This is a genomic window from Streptococcus uberis (assembly GCF_900475595.1).
Taxonomy (GTDB): Bacteria; Bacillota; Bacilli; order Lactobacillales; family Streptococcaceae; genus Streptococcus; species Streptococcus uberis.
The window spans coordinates 1-19,881 of sequence record NZ_LS483397.1; the positions used below are offsets into that span (position 1 = coordinate 1).

Consider the following 19,881-nt stretch of genomic DNA (forward strand, 5'->3'; position numbering starts at 1 on the left):
ATGACTGAAAATGAAACTATTTTTTGGAATAGGATCTTGGAGTTAGCACAAAGTCAATTAAAACAAACCACGTATGAATTTTTTGTTTTAGATGCTCGTTTGGTTAAAGTTGAAAACCAAGTAGCTACCATTTATCTCGATCCAATGAAGGAACTGTTTTGGGAACAAAATTTAAAAGATGTTATTCTAACAGCAGGTTTTGAAGTTTTCAATGCCCACATCTCTGTTAACTACCAATTTGAAGATGATTTAGCTTCAGAAATTGAAGAAAGCACGTCTAATCATATTTTTTCTCGACAAACAATAAATTCACTTCCAGCAATTACCTCAGATTTAAATCCTAAGTATAGTTTTGATAATTTTATACAAGGTGATGAGAATAGATGGGCTGTAGCTGCGTCATTAGCAGTTGCCAATACTCCAGGTACCACTTATAATCCACTGTTTATTTGGGGAGGTCCTGGACTAGGAAAAACTCACTTATTAAATGCAATTGGTAATGCTGTTTTACTAGATAATCCAAAGGCGCGAGTTAAATACATTACAGCAGAAAATTTTATAAATGAATTTGTCATCCATATTCGCTTAGACACTATGGATGAACTAAAAGAAAAATTTCGAAATCTTGATTTGTTACTCATTGACGATATCCAATCTTTGGCAAAAAAAACATTGTTAGGAACTCAGGAAGAATTTTTCAATACATTTAATGCATTACACAATAATAATAAGCAAATTGTTTTAACGAGTGATCGGACACCAGATCATTTAAATGATTTAGAACAACGATTAGTAACGCGTTTCAAGTGGGGATTAACTGTCAATATTACTCCTCCAGATTTTGAAACACGAGTAGCTATTCTAACAAATAAAATTCAAGAGTATAATTTTACATTTCCTCAAGATACAATCGAATATCTTGCTGGACAATTTGATTCTAATGTCAGAGATCTTGAAGGTGCATTAAAAGATATTAGTTTAGTAGCAAACTTTAAAGAAATTGATAAAATTACAGTTGATATTGCTGCAGAAGCTATTAGGGCACGAAAACAAGATACTCCTAAAATGACAATTATCCCGATTGAAGAAATCCAAACACAGGTAGGAAAGTTTTATGGAGTAACTGTTAAAGAAATTAAAGCTACAAAAAGAACCCAAAATATCGTACTCGCTCGACAAGTAGCAATGTTTTTAGCGCGTGAAATGACAGATAATTCTCTTCCAAAAATAGGAAAAGAATTTGGTGGAAGGGATCATTCTACTGTTTTACATGCTTATAATAAAATCAAAAATATGATAATTGAAGATGAAAGTCTCCGTATTGAGATTGAGACGATAAAAAATAAAATTAAGTGATTGTGGATAAGTTTTAAAAATGGCAATCGTTTTTCCACAAGTTGTGAACAACCATTAATTCTTGATAAATATGGTCTTTAGAGACTTTTCCACCTTATACACAAGACCTACTACTACTACTAAATATTATACTTATAAAATAAAGGAGTTTCCATGATTCAATTTTCTATCAATCGTTCTCTATTTATCCAAGCATTAAATGCTACAAAAAGAGCGATTAGCAGTAAAAATGCTATTCCTGTCCTTTCAACAATAAAAATTGAAGTGAGTTCAACAGATATTACCTTAACAGGATCAAATGGACAAATCTCAATTGAAAATACAATTCCTGTTTCAAATGAAAATGCTGGCTTACTCATTACAGACACAGGATCAATACTTCTAGAAGCAAATTTCTTTATCAATATTATTTCTAGTTTGCCTGATGTTACCTTAGATTTTAAAGAGATTGAACAACATCAAGTAGTTTTAACAAGTGGTAAATCAGAAATTACTCTTAAAGGTAAAGATGTAGACCAATATCCTCGTTTACAAGAAGTATCAACAGACAATCCTCTTGTTTTAGAAACGAAATTGTTAAAATCACTGATTAATGAAACAGCATTCGCTGCTAGTACGCAAGAAAGCAGACCAATCTTAACAGGAGTTCATTTAACATTATCTAACCATAAAGATTTTAAAGCTGTAGCAACAGATTCACATAGAATGAGTCAGAGATTATTGGTATTAGATAAGGCTTCAACAGATTTCAATGTTGTTATTCCAAGTCGTTCTTTACGTGAATTTTCTTCAGTATTTACAGATGATATTGAAACAGTAGAAATTTTCTTTTCTCCTAGTCAAATTTTGTTTAGAAGCGAAAATATTTCTTTCTATACAAGGTTATTAGAAGGAAACTATCCAGACACAGATAGATTACTGATAAATCAGTTTGAAACTGAGGCAACATTTAATACTCAAGCACTTCGTCATGCAATGGAACGTGCCTTTCTTATTTCTAATGCAACCCAAAATGGTACTGTAAAATTAGAAATAAAAGAAAATACAATCAGTGCTCATGTTAATTCACCTGAAGTTGGTAAAGTAAATGAGGAGTTGGAAATTGTTGAAAAATCAGGAAGTGATTTGACAATATCATTTAATCCAACTTATCTGATTGAGGCATTAAAAGCTCTTAAAAGTGAAACAGTTAGAATTCGTTTTGTTTCTCCAGTTAGACCGTTTACCTTAACTCCAGGTGATGATGAAGAGGGATTTATTCAATTAATTACTCCTGTTAGAACGAATTAAACAAGAAAAAATAGGTCCTAAGGGACTTATTTTTGTTATGATAGTAACTACATAAAAGAATTAAGGAGTCATCATGTATCATCTAGGAACTATAGTAGAAATGAAAAAACCACACGCATGTGTGATTAAAGAAACTGGTAAAAAAGCTAATTCTTGGAAAATTGTTCGCCTAGGAGCTGATATTAAAATTCAATGTCAAAATTGTGATCATATTGTTATGATGAGTCGACATGATTTTGAACGGAAAATGAAAAAAATAATAGGGCAACCTGAAAATCTTTAAATTATAGCTCTTTTGTAGGTATTTGCAACTTTTAGTTGCTACAAAAAGTGCTGTTTTTAAGGGCTTAAAGAGATTATAATTAAGAAAAAAGAAAGCAGGTGATAAAATGACACCATTTTCAAGTCAACTTAAAATTCTTCGCCAAGCAAAAAATCTTTCTCAAGAAGCTTTAGCAGAACAACTCTTTATTTCACGACAAGCTATTTCGAAATGGGAAAATGGTGATGCAACTCCAGATTTAGAAAACTTAGTCAAACTTGCTGAAATTTTTAAAGTTAGTTTGGATGAATTGGTTTTAGGAAAAAAGATTGACTTTAATCAAGATGATGAAGAAGATGATGAGAATTTACACTTACTTACAAATCGTGAATATGTCCTAAATCCAGAGACAGGTAGATATGAGAAACGAGATGGTCTAACTATTTTGATAGACATAATATCCGAATATTGGTGGATAATCTTTTTTGCACCAATTTTGATTATGTTTATTAAGTTACTGATAAATTTATTTTAGCCTATCAATAGATAGGCAATTTTCTTTTTGTTTGTGCTATAATAATACTGATTGAAATTTTGAACGGAGAAAAATAACTTATGGCTTTAACAGCTGGTATTGTTGGATTACCTAATGTTGGTAAATCAACTCTTTTTAATGCAATAACTAAAGCAGGCGCAGAAGCTGCTAATTATCCTTTTGCAACGATTGATCCAAACGTTGGTATGGTTGAAGTACCAGATGAACGTCTTGATAAATTGACTGAGTTAATTATTCCTAAAAAAACAGTTCCGACAACTTTTGAATTTACTGATATTGCAGGAATTGTAAAGGGAGCTTCAAAAGGTGAAGGTCTAGGGAATAAATTCCTAGCTAATATTCGTGAAGTAGATGCTATTGTTCATGTGGTTCGTGCTTTTGATGACGAAAATGTCATGCGTGAACAAGGTCGTGATGATGCTTTTGTCGATCCAATGGCAGACATTGATACCATTAATCTAGAATTGATTTTAGCTGATTTAGATTCAATTAATAAACGTTATGCACGTGTAGAAAAAATGGCACGTACGCAAAAAGATAAAGATTCTGTCGCAGAGTTTAATGTTCTACAAAAAATTAAACCGGTTCTAGAAGATGGTAAATCAGCTAGAACAATTGAATTTACAGAAGATGAAGCAAAAATTGTAAAAGGACTCTTTCTCTTAACAACTAAACCTGTTTTATATGTTGCCAATGTCGATGAAGATCGAGTTGCTAATCCTGATGATATTAATTATGTGAAACAAATACGTGAATTTGCTCAGACAGAGAATGCAGAAGTAGTTGTTATTTCTGCGCGTGCTGAAGAAGAAATTTCAGAATTAGATGATGAGGATAAGGCAGAATTTTTAGAAGCTATTGGCTTAAAAGAATCAGGTGTAGACAAGTTAACACGTGCTGCTTATCATTTGCTTGGGTTAGGGACTTATTTTACTGCTGGTGAAAAAGAAGTTCGAGCATGGACCTTTAAACGTGGTATAAAAGCTCCTCAAGCAGCAGGCATTATTCACTCAGATTTTGAGAGAGGATTTATCAGAGCAGTAACAATGAGTTACGATGATCTAATTAAATATGGTAGTGAGAAGGCAGTTAAGGAAGCTGGTCGTCTTCGTGAAGAAGGTAAAGAATATATCGTTCAAGATGGCGATATCATGGAATTTAGATTTAATGTATAACGATAATAAAAATAGTTAAAAAGGTTGGAAGTTATTTCCAACCCTTTTGACGTTTATAGAAAGTGAGATAATATGGTAAAAATGATTGTAGGATTAGGCAATCCAGGTTCTAAATACGATAATACAAAACATAATATTGGATTCATGGCAATTGACACTATTGTAAAAAATCTTGACATTAACTTTACAGAAGAAAAAAATTTCAAAGCACTTGTGGGGTCAACTTTTATCAATCAGGAAAAAATATATTTTGTTAAACCAGTTACATTTATGAATAACAGTGGTATAGCTGTAAAGGCTTTATTAACTTACTATAATATTTCGATTCAGGATTTAATTGTGATATATGATGATTTAGATATGGAAGTTGGAAAAATTAGATTCAGGCAAAAAGGGTCTGCAGGTGGTCACAATGGGATAAAATCAATTATTTCACATATTGGGACACAGGAATTTGATCGAATTAAAATTGGTATTGGACGACCAAAACAAGGTATGACAGTTATTAATCATGTTTTAGGAAAATTTGATCAAGATGACGACATAACCATAAAAAACACTTTAAATAAGGTTGACAACGCTGTCAATTATTATTTACAAGTGAAAAATTTTGAAAAAACTATGCAAAAATACAACGGGTAAAAAATGGATATTTTAGAACTTTTTAGTCAAAGTCAAATAGCACAATCTTGGTATTCTGGTAGCATGACACTTGGTAGACAATTATTAATGGGATTATCAGGATCAAGTAAAGCATTAGCAATTGCAGCAAATTTTGAAAGTCAAGATGAGAAGTTAGTGGTAGTAACTTCCAGTCAAAATGAGTCTGAAAAATTGGCATCAGATTTATCAGCAATATTAGGAGAAGAATACATTTACCAATTTTTTTCAGATGATGTGGCAGCAGCTGAATTTATTTTCTCATCCTTAGATAAAACCATTTCACGAGTTGAGGCTATAAAATTTTTATTAGATGATACTGAAAAAGGTATTTTAATAACTAGTATTGTAGGATTAAGAGTACTCTTACCAAGCCCAAAAACTTTCTTGACGAGTTATTTATCTTTAAGTATTGGAAATGAATATAATCTTGACACAATTGTAAAACAATTAACAACTATGGGATATCATAAAGTTTCACAAGTACTTCATCCAGGGGAGTATAGTAAACGAGGTGATATTTTAGATGTATATGAAATCACTAAAGAAAACCCTTATCGTATTGAATTTTTTGGAGATGAAGTAGATGGAATTAGGGAATTTAACCTTGACACACAATTGTCACTTTCTACAGTGAATGAAATCGAAATTAGTCCAGCTAGCGATCTTATTTTAGAGAAAAACGATTTTATTAGAGGTATAAATAATTTAGAAAAAGCCTATAAAGTAGCAAATGATGACTTAAAAAAATACCTGTCCGAAATTATTTCAGTTTCCAAAAATGACTATTGTCATAAGGATATTAGAAAATTTATTTCATTATTTTATCAAGATAAATGGACATTAATGGATTATATCACTAAAGGAGTTCCAATATTCTTTGATGATTTTCAAAAAATTCTAGATAAAAATGCCAAATTTGATTTAGAAATTGCAAATTTATTGACAGATGATTTACAGTCAAGTAAAGCTATTCCTTCACTATCTTATTTTGATGATAATTACAAAAAAATTAGAAATTATAAACCTGCAACATTCTTTTCAAATTTCCATAAAGGTTTAGGAAATATTAAATTTGATAAAATTCATCAATTTACACAATATTCGATGCAGGAGTTTTTTAGTCAATTTCCTTTATTAATTGATGAAATTTCACGCTATCAAAAATCGAAATCTACAGTAATAATTCAAGTTGAGTCACAAAATTCCTACGATAGATTAATGAAAAATTTTTCAGAATATCATTTTTCTGCTCCACTAGTATCGTCAAATGAATTACAACGTCAGAAAATTCAAATTGTAATTGGAAGTCTTTCATCCGGATTTTATCTTGCTGATGAAAAAATAGCTTACATTACTGAACGTGAAATCTATCATAAAAAAATAAAACGTAAAGTTAGAAAATCGAATATTAGTAATGCTGAAAGATTAAAAGATTACAATGAGCTAGTTAAAGGGGACTATGTTGTTCATAATGTTCATGGAATTGGTAAATTTTTAGGAATAGAAACTATTCAGATCCACGGTATTCATAGAGATTATGTCACTATTCAATACCAAAATTCAGATACAATTTCTTTACCAGTTGAACAAATTGAATCACTATCTAAATATGTTTCTGCAGATGGAAAAGAGCCGAAAATTAATAAACTTAATGACGGACGTTTTCAAAAAACAAAACAAAAAGTAGCAAAACAAGTTGAAGATATTGCAGATGATTTACTAAAATTATATGCTGAGAGAAGTCAACAAAAAGGATTTTCCTTCTCAGCCGATGATGATTTACAAAAATCCTTTGATGATGATTTTCCTTATGTTGAAACTGAAGACCAGATTCGTTCTATTAGAGAAATTAAACAGGATATGGAAAGTAATCATCCTATGGATAGACTCCTCGTTGGTGATGTTGGATTTGGTAAAACTGAAGTTGCTATGAGGGCAGCATTTAAAGCTGTGAATGATCATAAACAAGTGGCAATTTTGGTCCCTACTACAGTATTAGCTCAACAACATTTTGAAAATTTTAAAGAAAGATTTGAAAACTATCCTATTGAGATTGATGTATTAAGCCGTTTCAGAAGTAAAAAAGAACAGGGTGATACCTTAGAAAAACTAAAAAAAGGACAAGTTGATATTATTATTGGAACACATCGACTTCTTTCTAAAGATGTTCAATTTTCAGATTTGGGCTTGATTGTTATTGATGAAGAACAAAGATTTGGTGTAAAACATAAAGAAAAATTAAAAGAATTAAAAACGAAAGTTGATGTCCTCACACTAACAGCAACTCCTATACCAAGAACGCTTCACATGTCAATGCTAGGAATACGCGATCTATCAGTTATTGAAACCCCACCAACAAACCGCTATCCTGTCCAAACTTATGTGTTGGAAACGAATCCTGGTTTAGTAAGAGAAGCAATTATAAGAGAGATGGATCGCGGTGGTCAATGTTTTTATGTTTATAATAAAGTTGATTCTATCGATAAGAAGGTTTCTGAACTTCAAGAACTTGTACCAGAGGCTTCAATTGGATTTGTTCATGGACAAATGAGTGAAATTCAATTAGAAAATACGTTGATTGATTTTATTAATGGTGATTACGATGTTTTGGTTGCTACTACAATTATTGAGACAGGTGTGGATATCTCAAATGTTAATACGTTATTTGTTGAAAACGCCGATCATATGGGATTATCAACACTGTATCAATTAAGAGGTAGAGTGGGACGATCAAATAGAATTGCCTACGCTTACTTAATGTATAGACCAGATAAGGTATTAACTGAAGTTTCTGAAAAACGTCTGGAAGCAATAAAAGGTTTTACTGAACTGGGGTCAGGTTTTAAAATTGCTATGAGAGATTTATCTATTAGAGGAGCAGGAAACATTTTAGGTGCATCTCAAAGTGGGTTTATTGATTCAGTAGGTTTTGAAATGTATTCACAATTGTTAGAGGATGCTATTGCTAAGAGACAAGGAAAAACATTTGTCCGTCAAAAAGGAAATTCTGAAATAAACTTGCAAATTGATGCATATTTGCCTCAAAATTATATGAGTGACGAGAGACAAAAAATTGAAATTTATAAGCGTATCAGAGAAATTGATGACCGAGAAGATTATTTACAACTTCAAGATGAAATCATAGATAGATTTGGAGAATACCCTGATCAAGTAGCCTATTTGTTAGAAATTGGATTACTTAAGTCTTATATGGACCAAGCATTTGTTGAATTAGTCGAGAGAAAAGACAAAATAATTACAATAAAATTTGAAAAAGCTTCCTTAAAATACTACTTTACTCAAGACTATTTTGAAGCATTGTCGAAAACCAACTTAAAAGCTAAAATTGCAGAAAATAATGGTAAAATTGATATCATTTTTGATATCAGAAATAAAAAAGACCATGAGATTTTAGAAGAACTCATGCTGTTTGGAGAGATGCTTAGTGACATTAAAAAACGAAAAAACATTAAATCTAATTAGTAAATCAAGTCTCTTTATTACTATTAGTGGACTTATTTCTAAAATATTAGCTGCTATTTATAGAATACCTTATCAAAATTTAGTTGGTGATAGAGGTTTCTATGCTTATCAGCAAATTTATCCATTGTTAGCTATTATTAGTGCTTTAAGTCTAACGGCTTTACCAAATGTAGTGGCAAGCTTATGTCAAAAAAATAAAAAAGAAGACATACAAGCTTTATTTGTTTTTCAAATAATAATGACAACACTATTATCATTATCACTTGTGATTTTTAATAAAGAAATTGCTGTTTTTTTAGGAAGTCGTCAATTTGCACCTAGTATCATCATTACAGCTGTCGTATTATTAACAGTTCCATTTATTTCAATAGCTAGAGGTTTTGCACAGGCAGAGCTTGATATGACACCGACAGCTGTTAGTCAGGTTATTGAACAGTTTATTAGGATTGTTATTATCATTCTAGCAGCTGTTTGTTATTTAATTTTTGATTGGACAGTTTATACAACTGCAAATGTTGCTGCATGCGGTAATTTAATAGCAAGTTTATCAGTCTTATTCTATTTTTCAAAGAAAAATTTAAAAATTGATTTAATAAAGTCACTTATCAAAAATGTAAATATAACATATTTAACAGATATAGGCTTATCAAGTTTTGTTTTTATTTTCTTTAGCGTTTACCTTTTACTTTTTCAATTTATTGATGCTTTATTTGTTAAAAAAACCTTGGTTGAGAGTGGTAAGATTGAAATAGTTGCTGAAATAACAAAGGGAATCTATGACAGAGGACAGCCTTTAATACAATTTGGTCTTATTTTCTCTACAGCCTTTTTCACCACTTTTTTGCCAAAATTAACTAAAGATTATTACATAGAAAAAGAAAATTACATGACAGAAAGTCAATCTTTCTTTGAATTTATCTATTATTTTAATACGACTTTGTCACTAGGATTTATGTGTATTTTGGGATCAATGAATCGCTTTTTATTTGAAGATAATAATGGTTGGCTAGCTTTAGAAATCTATTTAGGAACAATAGCTCTGTCTAGTTTTATTCAATTTTTTCATCAAAAAATGTTCATTGAAGAAAATCAAAAAAAATCTTTTATCTACCTTTCATTTGGTTTGCTCCTAAAAATTATGTTAACTCCAATTTTAACTTACTATTTCTCGGTGATTGGTAGTTCTTTATCAACTGTCCTACCTTTAGTTATGATTTTGATACTCTATATTAGAGAAACAACTATTTCCCTAACTGTATGTAAAAATAGGAAATTCATCTTCTCATTGATAGTAATGTCACTTACTGTTCTAGTGTCACAATATTATTTACCAAGTCGAACAAGATTAGATAACTTGATTTCAATTCTAGTGTCAACTTTCTCTGGTTTAGTTGTTTTTCTGACAATCAGTAAACGACTAAAAGTGTTTGAAGACAAATTATGGTCTTACCTACCATTTATAAATGAAAAGTGATAGAATAAAATGGACTGTGAGGTAAAATATGAGATTAGATAAATTTTTAAAAGTTTCCCGTATTATAAAAAGGAGACCTGTTGCAAAAGAAGTGGCAGATAAAGGACGTATTAAAGTTAATGGTGTTTTGGCTAAAAGTTCCACTGATTTAAAAATAAATGATGAAATCGAGATTCGTTTTGGTAATAAATTATTAACGGTAAAAGTTTTAGAAATGAAAGATAGCACTAAGAAAGAAGATGCTGTCAAAATGTATGAGATTATTAAAGAATTAAGGGTTGAAAGTCATGAAGAAGCCTAGTATTGTTCAATTAAACAATCAATACATCGCAAAAGAAAATCTCAAAAAAAGATTTGAAGAGGAAGAAAATCAAAAACGTAATCGTTTTATGGGTTGGATATTGGTTGTAATGATGTTTTTATTTATTTTGCCGACTTACAACCTAGTAAAAAGTTATGTTGGACTTGAAAAACAAAATAAACAAGTTATTGAACTAAAAAAAGAATATCAAGCCTTAGATGAGAGCACTAAAGTTGAAAAAAAATTAGCTAAACAGTTAAAAGATGACGACTTTGTGAAAAAGTATGCTCGTGCTAAATATTACCTTTCACAAGAAGGTGAAGTTATTTATCCAATACCTGGATTATTACCAAAATAATATGGAAAATATTGTCAAAAAAATTGAAACTTTTCTATCTTATTCGGATGAAAAATTAGAAGAGTTGCATATAGAAAATCAAAAATTAAAAGAAGAGAGTCAATCGATAGCAAAAAAAAGAAAGGAGTAAGAATGAAAAAATTATTAGCTTGTATGTTAATGGTCTTTTTTCTATCTCCTATTTCTGTTATTAGTACTGAAAAATCTATATCGTTTCCAAGTACAACCATTCATCAATTGTCTCAAAACGTGCTAACTTCTAGTACGTATTTTAATGCAATTCCTAAAAATCCAAATGTCTACGATGAGCTTCAAACATATAGTGATCAATCTTTAACAATTCCAAGTGGAGTTCTTAAACCAAATGATGATTTTAAAATCAATAATCTTTTGTTAAATCAAAATAATTTACCAATTTTTCAATTAGCAAATGGACAATTTATTTTGGCAAATAAAAAGTTCATTTATGAAGACGAAACAACTAATCAAACCAATCTCAATAGTTGGTTGTGGCTACAAAAAGATTTTACAATCTATGAAGAACCTCTTGTAAAAGGAGTTTTACCTATTAATAGTGATTTAAAACCTTATTCAAAAGTTCATGTTACAAAACTATCACAAACACAGCATGGAAATTTTTATTATATTGAAAACAAAGGTTGGGTTTCTGAGAAATATCTCTCAAAAGCTGATAACAGAATGGTAAAAGTTCAAGAAATGCTGAGTCAAAAATATAATAAAGAAAATTATTCTATTTTTGTTAAACAATTAACAACACAGACAAGTGCAGGAATCAATGCCGATAAATTAATGTATTCTGCAAGTATTGCTAAATTAGCAACCTTATACTATGTTCAAAATAAGATTGAAACTGGTAAAACTTCTCTTAATCAGACCTTAAAATATACTGATCAAGTAAACCATTTTAAAGGTGACTATGATCCATCAGGGAGTGGTAAACTTCCAAAAACGTCAGATAATGAGAATTATACTGTTGATGATTTATTAAAAGCAGTTGCCCAGCATTCTGATAATGTTGCTACAAATATACTTGGCTATTATCTAGCTAATCAATATGATAGAGATTTCTCTACTCAAATGACAGCTATTTCTGGTACTAATTGGGATATGGAAGAACGGATGTTATCTTCAAAAGCAGCAGCAAATGTAATGGAATCTATTTACTATCAAAATGGACCTATTGTTTCTTATTTAACAAATACTGATTTTGACAATCAACGTATTTCTAAAAATATTGCTGTACCAGTAGCTCATAAAATTGGTGATGCCTATGATTATAAACATGATGTTGCAATAGTTTATAGTGACTCGCCATTCATTCTATCGATTTTTAGTGAGAACGCATCCTACGATGATATTACTGCAATCGCCGATAGTATTTATTCTATATTGAAATGATGATGTATACAGATATTTATAACCAAGTAAAAGCTAAACATTTTTTTAATAACCATACTAAAGTATTAATAGCAGTTTCAGGTGGAGTAGATTCAATGAATTTACTGCACTTTTTGCATATATATCAAGAAAAGTTTGAGATTTTAATTGGAATTGTTCATGTAAACCATAAACAACGTCAAGAATCTGAAATAGAAGAAAGTTACCTGATTGAATGGGCAAAAAAACATAATATACCTATTTATACAAGTTCTTTTAAAGGAAAATTTACAGAGGCTAAGGCAAGAACATTCCGATATGACTTTTTTAAAAAGATAATGCAAGAAGAAGGTTATACTGCCCTTGTTACGGCACACCATGCTGATGATCAAGCAGAAACTATTTTGATGAGGATTTTTAGAGGTAGTCGATTAAAATACCTATCAGGAATTAAGGAAATTCAGTCCTTTGGTACAGGAGAACTCATCAGGCCATTTTTAGGAATTCAAAAGTCACAGTTTCCAAATATATTTCATTTTGAAGATCAATCCAATTTTGAAAACTATTATTTTAGAAATAGAATACGAAATCATTATATGAAAGAGATAGAGCAGGAAAATCCAAATTTTAAAACTTCTCTTCTGTCTTTAGCAAAGGAAACAGAATACCTTATTGATGCACTAGATGATTTAACAAAAGAAATTGATTTTCAACAAAGGTATCAATTCTTAGAACAAACGAATGCTACTCAGTTCTACCTTTTACAAAAATATATCAATACATTTCCTGATTTAATGTTAACAAGACAACAATTTGATAACGTGTTACACCTTTTAACAACAAAAAAAGAAGGGGTTTTTCCATTAAAAAATGGGTATTTTCTAAAGCTGACCAGAGATTTCAGTGTTATTGAAAAAATAGGGCTTGAGACCGAGACAAAAAGTGAACCTGTTCTGATAGAATATGATTCTAGTAAAATCTTTCATTCTATTAAATTTTCATTCTCAAATGATGACTTGATACCACATGATGAGATTATACCAATTTACAATCTTTCACCAATTTTATTACGTAAAAGAAAAGAAGGTGATAAGATTCACTTTGATCATTTTTCTAAAAAGTTGAGAAGGCTATTTATTGATGAAAAATTTTCTCATGAAGAAAGAAATAAGGCAGTTGTTGGTGAACAAAATAATGAAATACTATTTGTTTTGGTTGCTGGTAAAACATATTTGAGAAATGCTCCAAAAGATGGTATAATGAGGGCTAAACTGTATGTTGAGAAATTAAGAAAAAGGTGACATCATGTTAGAGCAAGATATTAAAAAAGTACTATATTCTGAAGAAGAAATTATTTCAAAAACAAAGGAATTAGGAAAACAACTCACAAAAGATTATCAAGGGAAAAATCCTTTAATGGTTGGTGTTTTAAAAGGTTCCGTTCCTTTTATGTCTGAATTAATGAAACATATTGACACACATGTTGAAATTGATTTTATGGTTGTTTCAAGTTACCATGGTGGTATGACAAGTAGTGGTGAAGTTAAAATCTTAAAAGATGTTGATACAAATGTAGAAGGCAGAGATATTATTTTTATTGAAGATATTATTGATACTGGTAGAACACTCAAGTATTTACGTGATATGTTCAAGTATCGTAAAGCTAATTCAGTAAAAATTGCAACATTATTCGACAAGCCTGAAGGTCGTGAAGTGGATATTGATGCGGACTATGTTTGCTACGATGTACCAAATGAATTCATCGTTGGTTTTGGTTTAGATTACGATGAAAACTATCGTAACCTTCCTTATGTAGGAGTATTAAAAGAAGAAGTCTATACAAAATAGAAAAAGGTCAATTGTTACTTTATGAAAAATAATAAAAATAATGGTTTTGTGAAAAATTCATTTATCTATATTTTAGTAATTGTACTTGTGATTACAGGTTTCCAATACTATTTAAAAGGTACTAGTACACAGAGCCAACAGATTAGTTACTCTAAACTAATCAAACAAATTAAGGCTGGAGATGTCAAATCAATTACTTATCAGCCTAGTGGAAGTATTATAGAAGTCCGTGGTAAATATGAAAAACCTCAGAAAATAGCTGCAGATCCTGGATTATCTTTTTTTGGAACTGGGGCGGCGACTAAAGTTTCAGAATTTACATCTCTGATTTTACCTAGTGATTCAACATTAAAAGACGTTACATCAGCTGCAGATGCAAGCGGTACTGAAATTACGATTAAACAAGAAAGTTCAAGTGGTGCTTGGATTTCATTCTTAATGAGTTTCTTACCAATTGTTATTTTTGCAGCCTTCATGATGATGATGATGAACCAAGGTGGTGGTGCAAGAGGTGCCATGAGCTTTGGGAAAAATAAGGCAAAATCACAATCAAAAGGCGATGTTAAAGTAAGATTTACAGATGTTGCTGGCGCTGAGGAAGAAAAACAAGAATTAGTAGAAGTTGTAGATTTTCTTAAAAACCCTAAAAAATATAAAGCTTTAGGTGCCCGTATACCGTCAGGTGTGCTATTAGAGGGGCCTCCAGGTACAGGTAAAACATTACTGGCTAAAGCAGTGGCTGGGGAAGCGGGCGTTCCTTTCTTCAGTATTTCTGGTTCTGACTTTGTTGAAATGTTTGTCGGAGTTGGAGCAAGTCGTGTTCGTTCACTTTTTGAAGATGCTAAAAAGGCTGAACGTGCCATTATCTTTATTGACGAGATTGATGCAGTTGGTAGACGTCGTGGTGCTGGTATGGGTGGCGGTAACGATGAACGTGAACAAACTTTGAATCAACTCTTAATTGAAATGGACGGTTTTGAAGGTAATGAAAGTATTATTGTAATTGCTGCAACGAACCGTAGTGATGTTTTAGACCCTGCTTTGCTAAGACCTGGTCGTTTTGATCGTAAAGTCTTGGTAGGTAGACCTGATGTAAAAGGTCGTGAAGCTATTCTTAAAGTTCATGCAAAAAACAAACCTTTAGCAGAAGATGTTAACCTTAAGGTTGTTGCTCAACAAACACCTGGTTTTGTTGGGGCAGATTTAGAAAATGTTTTAAACGAAGCAGCTTTAGTCGCTGCACGTAGAAATAAAACAAAAATTGATGCTAGTGATATAGATGAAGCAGAAGATCGTGTAATTGCAGGACCATCTAAAAAAGATCGTACTATTTCTCAACGAGAGCGAGAAATGGTGGCATATCATGAAGCAGGTCATACCATTGTCGGTTTGATTTTATCAAATGCACGTGTAGTTCATAAAGTAACCATCGTACCAAGAGGAAGAGCTGGTGGCTACATGATTGCATTACCTAAAGAAGATCAAATGCTTCTTTCAAAAGATGATTTGAAAGAGCAGTTAGCTGGGTTGATGGGTGGTCGTGTTGCTGAAGAAATTATTTTCAATTCTCAAACAACAGGTGCTTCTAATGATTTTGAACAAGCTACTCAAATGGCAAGAGCAATGGTAACTGAATATGGAATGAGTGATAAATTAGGTCCGGTTCAATATGAAGGCAACCATGCTATGATGCCAGGTCAATTATCACCAGAAAAATCATATTCTTCTCAAACAGCACAAATGATTGATGATGAAGTAAGAGCTTTATTAAATGAAGCAAGAAATAGAGCTGCTGATATTATTAATGAAAATAGAGAGACTCATAAATTAATTGCGGAAGCTCTATTGAAATATGAAACATTGGATGCTGCACAGATTAAATCAATTTTTGAAACAGGTAAAATGCCAGAAAATATTGATTCAGAAGATGAAGATTTACATGCATTATCCTATGAAGAAATTAAAGACAAAATGATTGAAGAAGAATAATATAAAAAATCTAAAGAATATTTTCTTTAGATTTTTTTATGAAATTTACATTGGTTTGTGACTGTGGTAAACTTATTAGATAAAAGAATCTAGGAAGTATTATAATGAATATTTTTCGAAAAAAAAATAATAGTACCAAAAAAACTGAAATGAGAAGACATCTTACTGTTTTTGATCTCATTTTTTTAGGACTTGGCTCAATGGTTGGGACAGGGATATTTACTATAACGGGTATTGGTGCTGCTAAATATGCAGGCCCTGCTCTCACAATTTCAATTATTTTATCTGCATTGGCTATTGCAATATTAGCTTTATTTTATGCAGAATTTGCTTCTAGAATACCAGCAAATGGTGGTGCCTATAGCTATGTATATGCTACATTAGGTGAATTTCCAGCATGGATTGTCGGTTGGTATATTATTATGGAGTTTTTAACTGCCATTTCAAGTGTTGCAGTAGGCTGGGGAAGTTATCTAAAAGGTCTCCTATCGAGCTATGGCATTCACCTGCCACAAGCATTAAACGGTACTTTTAATGTTAGTAAAGGGACTTATATTGATTTTCTTCCAATGTTAGTCATGGTTATTGTCACTTCAATAGTTCTGATGAATTCAAAAACAGCATTAAGATTTAATAGTATATTAGTGATATTGAAGTTTTCTGCACTTGCTTTATTCATTGTTGTTGGTTTATTTTTTATTGATCTTAACAATTGGTCAAATTTTGCTCCATACGGATTAGGCCAACTTTACGGTGGTAAATCAGGAATATTTGCAGGAGCTTCAGTGATGTTTTTTGCGTTTCTAGGTTTTGAGTCTATCTCAATGACAGTCGACGAAGTTAAAAATCCACAAAAAAATGTTCCAAAAGGAATAATATACTCACTAATAATTGTTACAATATTATATGTAGTCGTAACAGGAATATTAACAGGTATTGTATATTATAAGAAGCTTGATGTACCAGATGCAGTTGCTTATGCTTTAAGAGAAATAGGCATAGGGTGGGCAGCAAATTATATCTCATTTGTAGCAGTTTTAACTCTGATAACTGTTTGTATTTCAATGACATTTGCTTTAGCTAGAATTGTGTATAGTATTAGTCGAGACGGGCTACTTCCAAAAGTATTAAAAAAAGTTACAAAAGACAGTTTCATACCTAAAAATGCAACTCTACTAGTTGGATTAATTTCAATGATTTGTGCAGGTGTAGTTCCACTTGCTAGTTTAGCTGAATTTGTAAATATTTGTACACTTGCCTATCTTATTATTATGTCAGTAGCCATTATTATTTTACGGAAAAATGAGGGATTACCTGAAAAAGGACAATTTAAGACGCCATTAGTCCCAATTTTACCGATTTTAGCGATTTTAATCTGTTTATCCTTTATGTCGCAATATATGGTTGGAACATGGATTGCATTTGGTGTATCAACACTTATAGGAATATTATTATATATTTTTTATGGATTTAAACATTCAGAATTAAATTAATTAAAATAGCCCTAAACACCAGATCAGGGCTATTTTGATGTTACTTGAAATGTATATGAAAAAATGTAAAAAAACAGTAATATTCTATTGACAATAGAAAGAGAAGTGGGTATACTAATAAAGCTGTCAGAAAGCGCAAGTTGATGGATAAAAAAGAAATAAAAAAGAAAAAATCTATTGACAAACGGCTCGTAACCTGATAGAATATAATAGTTGTCTCGCAAGAGACCAAAGACCTTTGAGAACTGAATAAGACAAAGAAACCAAACGTGAGGGTGATATGTTAGCGCATATTACCTGTCAATTAAGAAACACAATAAATCTGTCAGCGACAGAAACGAACGAGTAAGTTCAAACTAAAATGAGAGTTTGATCCTGGCTCAGGACGAACGCTGGCGGCGTGCCTAATACATGCAAGTAGAACGCTGAGGACTGGTGCTTGCACTGGTCTAAGGAGTTGCGAACGGGTGAGTAACGCGTAGGTAACCTACCTCATAGCGGGGGATAACTATTGGAAACGATAGCTAATACCGCATGACAATAGGGTACACATGTACCCTATTTAAAAGGGGCAAATGCTTCACTATGAGATGGACCTGCGTTGTATTAGCTAGTTGGTAAGGTAACGGCTTACCAAGGCGACGATACATAGCCGACCTGAGAGGGTGATCGGCCACACTGGGACTGAGACACGGCCCAGACTCCTACGGGAGGCAGCAGTAGGGAATCTTCGGCAATGGGGGGAACCCTGACCGAGCAACGCCGCGTGAGTGAAGAAGGTTTTCGGATCGTAAAGCTCTGTTGTTAGAGAAGAACGGTAATGGGAGTGGAAAATCCATTACGTGACGGTAACTAACCAGAAAGGGACGGCTAACTACGTGCCAGCAGCCGCGGTAATACGTAGGTCCCGAGCGTTGTCCGGATTTATTGGGCGTAAAGCGAGCGCAGGCGGTTTGATAAGTCTGAAGTTAAAGGCTGTGGCTTAACCATAGTTCGCTTTGGAAACTGTCAAACTTGAGTGCAGAAGGGGAGAGTGGAATTCCATGTGTAGCGGTGAAATGCGTAGATATATGGAGGAACACCGGTGGCGAAAGCGGCTCTCTGGTCTGTAACTGACGCTGAGGCTCGAAAGCGTGGGGAGCAAACAGGATTAGATACCCTGGTAGTCCACGCCGTAAACGATGAGTGCTAGGTGTTAGGCCCTTTCCGGGGCTTAGTGCCGGAGCTAACGCATTAAGCACTCCGCCTGGGGAGTACGACCGCAAGGTTGAAACTCAAAGGAATTGACGGGGGCCCGCACAAGCGGTGGAGCATGTGGTTTAATTCGAAGCAACGCGAAGAACCTTACCAGGTCTTGACATCCCGATGCCCGCTCTAGAGATAGAGCTTTACTTCGGTACATCGGTGACAGGTGGTGCATGGTTGTCGTCAGCTCGTGTCGTGAGATGTTGGGTTAAGTCCCGCAACGAGCGCAACCCCTATTGTTAGTTGCCATCATTAAGTTGGGCACTCTAGCGAGACTGCCGGTAATAAACCGGAGGAAGGTGGGGATGACGTCAAATCATCATGCCCCTTATGACCTGGGCTACACACGTGCTACAATGGTTGGTACAACGAGTCGCAAGCCGGTGACGGCAAGCTAATCTCTTAAAGCCAATCTCAGTTCGGATTGTAGGCTGCAACTCGCCTACATGAAGTCGGAATCGCTAGTAATCGCGGATCAGCACGCCGCGGTGAATACGTTCCCGGGCCTTGTACACACCGCCCGTCACACCACGAGAGTTTGTAACACCCGAAGTCGGTGAGGTAACCTTTTAGGAGCCAGCCGCCTAAGGTGGGATAGATGATTGGGGTGAAGTCGTAACAAGGTAGCCGTATCGGAAGGTGCGGCTGGATCACCTCCTTTCTAAGGATAAGGAACACGTTGGTTAAGTCTTATTTAGTTTTGAGAGGTCTTGCAAGACGCAGAGACAAACTGTGGGGCCTTAGCTCAGCTGGGAGAGCGCCTGCTTTGCACGCAGGAGGTCAGCGGTTCGATCCCGCTAGGCTCCATAGGATACAGTTCAACTGACCTTAATAGAAGTGAAGTTTCATTGTATCTTAGTATAGTCCATTGAAAATTGAATATCTATATCAAATTCCACGATCATGAAAATGATTGTAGAAAAGTAACAAGAAATAAACCGAAAAAAAGATAAACGCGAACATATTAAAAAAAATCAAGAAGGTCTAAGG

16 protein-coding genes, 1 tRNA gene and 1 rRNA gene are annotated in these 19,881 nt (G+C 32.9%); all 18 read left to right on the forward strand.

The features are described from left to right. The 18 genes from dnaA (at position 1) to DQM95_RS00085 (ending at position 19,698) form a co-directional block, all read left to right on the forward strand. Positions 1 to 1,356 (forward strand): chromosomal replication initiator protein DnaA, encoded by a 1,356-nt coding sequence (dnaA, locus tag DQM95_RS00005; RefSeq protein ID WP_012657571.1) that lies wholly within the window; start codon positions 1 to 3, stop codon positions 1,354 to 1,356. A 153-nt stretch (positions 1,357 to 1,509) separates the two neighbouring features. Further along, the gene (gene dnaN / locus DQM95_RS00010) at positions 1,510 to 2,646 is read left to right on the forward strand and encodes a DNA polymerase III subunit beta (protein ID WP_012657572.1); all 1,137 of its coding nucleotides are present in this window, start codon (positions 1,510 to 1,512) and stop codon (positions 2,644 to 2,646) included. Positions 2,647 to 2,719: 73 nt separating this feature from the next. Next, positions 2,720 to 2,929 (forward strand): DUF951 domain-containing protein, encoded by a 210-nt coding sequence (locus DQM95_RS00015; RefSeq protein WP_012657573.1) that lies wholly within the window; start codon positions 2,720 to 2,722, stop codon positions 2,927 to 2,929. 106 nt (positions 2,930 to 3,035) lie between these two features. Then, positions 3,036 to 3,443, forward strand: coding sequence for a helix-turn-helix domain-containing protein (locus DQM95_RS00020; protein WP_037593044.1), 408 nt, complete (start codon positions 3,036 to 3,038; stop codon positions 3,441 to 3,443). Between the two features lie 80 nt (positions 3,444 to 3,523). Next, positions 3,524 to 4,639: a redox-regulated ATPase YchF gene (gene ychF / locus DQM95_RS00025; RefSeq protein ID WP_037593042.1), complete on the forward strand. Its 1,116-nt coding sequence runs from the start codon at positions 3,524 to 3,526 to the stop codon at positions 4,637 to 4,639. 72 nt (positions 4,640 to 4,711) lie between these two features. Further along, positions 4,712 to 5,281, forward strand: coding sequence for an aminoacyl-tRNA hydrolase (gene pth, locus DQM95_RS00030; RefSeq protein WP_037593040.1), 570 nt, complete (start codon positions 4,712 to 4,714; stop codon positions 5,279 to 5,281). Between the two features lie 3 nt (positions 5,282 to 5,284). Further along, positions 5,285 to 8,785: a transcription-repair coupling factor gene (gene mfd / locus DQM95_RS00035; protein WP_037593039.1), complete on the forward strand. Its 3,501-nt coding sequence runs from the start codon at positions 5,285 to 5,287 to the stop codon at positions 8,783 to 8,785. Then, positions 8,748 to 10,259 (forward strand): oligosaccharide flippase family protein, encoded by a 1,512-nt coding sequence (locus tag DQM95_RS00040; RefSeq protein ID WP_037593037.1) that lies wholly within the window; start codon positions 8,748 to 8,750, stop codon positions 10,257 to 10,259. Before mfd ends, DQM95_RS00040 begins: the two co-directional genes overlap by 38 nt. A gap of 28 nt (positions 10,260 to 10,287) precedes the next feature. Further along, positions 10,288 to 10,560 (forward strand): RNA-binding S4 domain-containing protein, encoded by a 273-nt coding sequence (locus DQM95_RS00045; protein WP_012657579.1) that lies wholly within the window; start codon positions 10,288 to 10,290, stop codon positions 10,558 to 10,560. Then, positions 10,547 to 10,918 (forward strand): FtsB family cell division protein, encoded by a 372-nt coding sequence (locus tag DQM95_RS00050; RefSeq protein ID WP_012657580.1) that lies wholly within the window; start codon positions 10,547 to 10,549, stop codon positions 10,916 to 10,918. The genes DQM95_RS00045 and DQM95_RS00050 overlap by 14 nt, the downstream gene beginning before the upstream one ends. A gap of 1 nt (position 10,919) precedes the next feature. After that, positions 10,920 to 11,048: an SP_0009 family protein gene (locus DQM95_RS10140; RefSeq protein WP_012657581.1), complete on the forward strand. Its 129-nt coding sequence runs from the start codon at positions 10,920 to 10,922 to the stop codon at positions 11,046 to 11,048. A 2-nt stretch (positions 11,049 to 11,050) separates the two neighbouring features. Next, complete coding sequence (locus tag DQM95_RS00055) at positions 11,051 to 12,337, forward strand: serine hydrolase (RefSeq protein WP_037593035.1); 1,287 nt, start codon at positions 11,051 to 11,053, stop codon at positions 12,335 to 12,337. Then, positions 12,337 to 13,617 carry a tRNA lysidine(34) synthetase TilS gene (gene tilS, locus DQM95_RS00060; RefSeq protein ID WP_037593034.1) on the forward strand — a complete coding sequence of 427 codons (1,281 nt, stop codon included), beginning with the start codon at positions 12,337 to 12,339 and terminating at the stop codon, positions 13,615 to 13,617. Before DQM95_RS00055 ends, tilS begins: the two co-directional genes overlap by 1 nt. 4 nt (positions 13,618 to 13,621) lie before the next feature. Then, positions 13,622 to 14,164 (forward strand): hypoxanthine phosphoribosyltransferase, encoded by a 543-nt coding sequence (gene hpt / locus DQM95_RS00065; protein ID WP_012657584.1) that lies wholly within the window; start codon positions 13,622 to 13,624, stop codon positions 14,162 to 14,164. Between the two features lie 21 nt (positions 14,165 to 14,185). Next, positions 14,186 to 16,153 (forward strand): ATP-dependent zinc metalloprotease FtsH, encoded by a 1,968-nt coding sequence (gene ftsH, locus DQM95_RS00070; protein WP_037593032.1) that lies wholly within the window; start codon positions 14,186 to 14,188, stop codon positions 16,151 to 16,153. A 104-nt stretch (positions 16,154 to 16,257) separates the two neighbouring features. After that, a complete protein-coding gene (locus tag DQM95_RS00075; RefSeq protein WP_037593028.1) occupies positions 16,258 to 17,646 on the forward strand; it encodes an APC family permease in 1,389 nt (462 codons plus the stop codon). A 357-nt stretch (positions 17,647 to 18,003) separates the two neighbouring features. Further along, positions 18,004 to 19,552, forward strand: a 16S ribosomal RNA gene (locus DQM95_RS00080). Positions 19,553 to 19,625: 73 nt separating this feature from the next. Further along, positions 19,626 to 19,698 (forward strand) — tRNA-Ala (locus DQM95_RS00085). The last annotated feature ends 183 nt before the right edge of the window (positions 19,699 to 19,881 follow it).

Bases quoted from the DNA above. Each gene is read 5' to 3' on its own strand.
- tilS (WP_037593034.1), top strand. From the start codon at position 12,337: ATGATGTATACAGATATTTATAACCAAGTAAAAGCTAAACATTTTTTT.
- DQM95_RS00020 (WP_037593044.1), top strand. From the start codon at position 3,036: ATGACACCATTTTCAAGTCAACTTAAAATTCTTCGCCAAGCAAAAAAT.
- dnaN (WP_012657572.1), top strand. From the start codon at position 1,510: ATGATTCAATTTTCTATCAATCGTTCTCTATTTATCCAAGCATTAAAT.
- hpt (WP_012657584.1), top strand. From the start codon at position 13,622: ATGTTAGAGCAAGATATTAAAAAAGTACTATATTCTGAAGAAGAAATT.
- ftsH (WP_037593032.1), top strand. From the start codon at position 14,186: ATGAAAAATAATAAAAATAATGGTTTTGTGAAAAATTCATTTATCTAT.
- pth (WP_037593040.1), top strand. From the start codon at position 4,712: ATGGTAAAAATGATTGTAGGATTAGGCAATCCAGGTTCTAAATACGAT.
- DQM95_RS00050 (WP_012657580.1), top strand. From the start codon at position 10,547: ATGAAGAAGCCTAGTATTGTTCAATTAAACAATCAATACATCGCAAAA.
- mfd (WP_037593039.1), top strand. From the start codon at position 5,285: ATGGATATTTTAGAACTTTTTAGTCAAAGTCAAATAGCACAATCTTGG.
- DQM95_RS00075 (WP_037593028.1), top strand. From the start codon at position 16,258: ATGAATATTTTTCGAAAAAAAAATAATAGTACCAAAAAAACTGAAATG.
- DQM95_RS00015 (WP_012657573.1), top strand. From the start codon at position 2,720: ATGTATCATCTAGGAACTATAGTAGAAATGAAAAAACCACACGCATGT.
- DQM95_RS10140 (WP_012657581.1), top strand. From the start codon at position 10,920: ATGGAAAATATTGTCAAAAAAATTGAAACTTTTCTATCTTATTCGGAT.
- dnaA (WP_012657571.1), top strand. From the start codon at position 1: ATGACTGAAAATGAAACTATTTTTTGGAATAGGATCTTGGAGTTAGCA.
- DQM95_RS00055 (WP_037593035.1), top strand. From the start codon at position 11,051: ATGAAAAAATTATTAGCTTGTATGTTAATGGTCTTTTTTCTATCTCCT.
- ychF (WP_037593042.1), top strand. From the start codon at position 3,524: ATGGCTTTAACAGCTGGTATTGTTGGATTACCTAATGTTGGTAAATCA.
- DQM95_RS00045 (WP_012657579.1), top strand. From the start codon at position 10,288: ATGAGATTAGATAAATTTTTAAAAGTTTCCCGTATTATAAAAAGGAGA.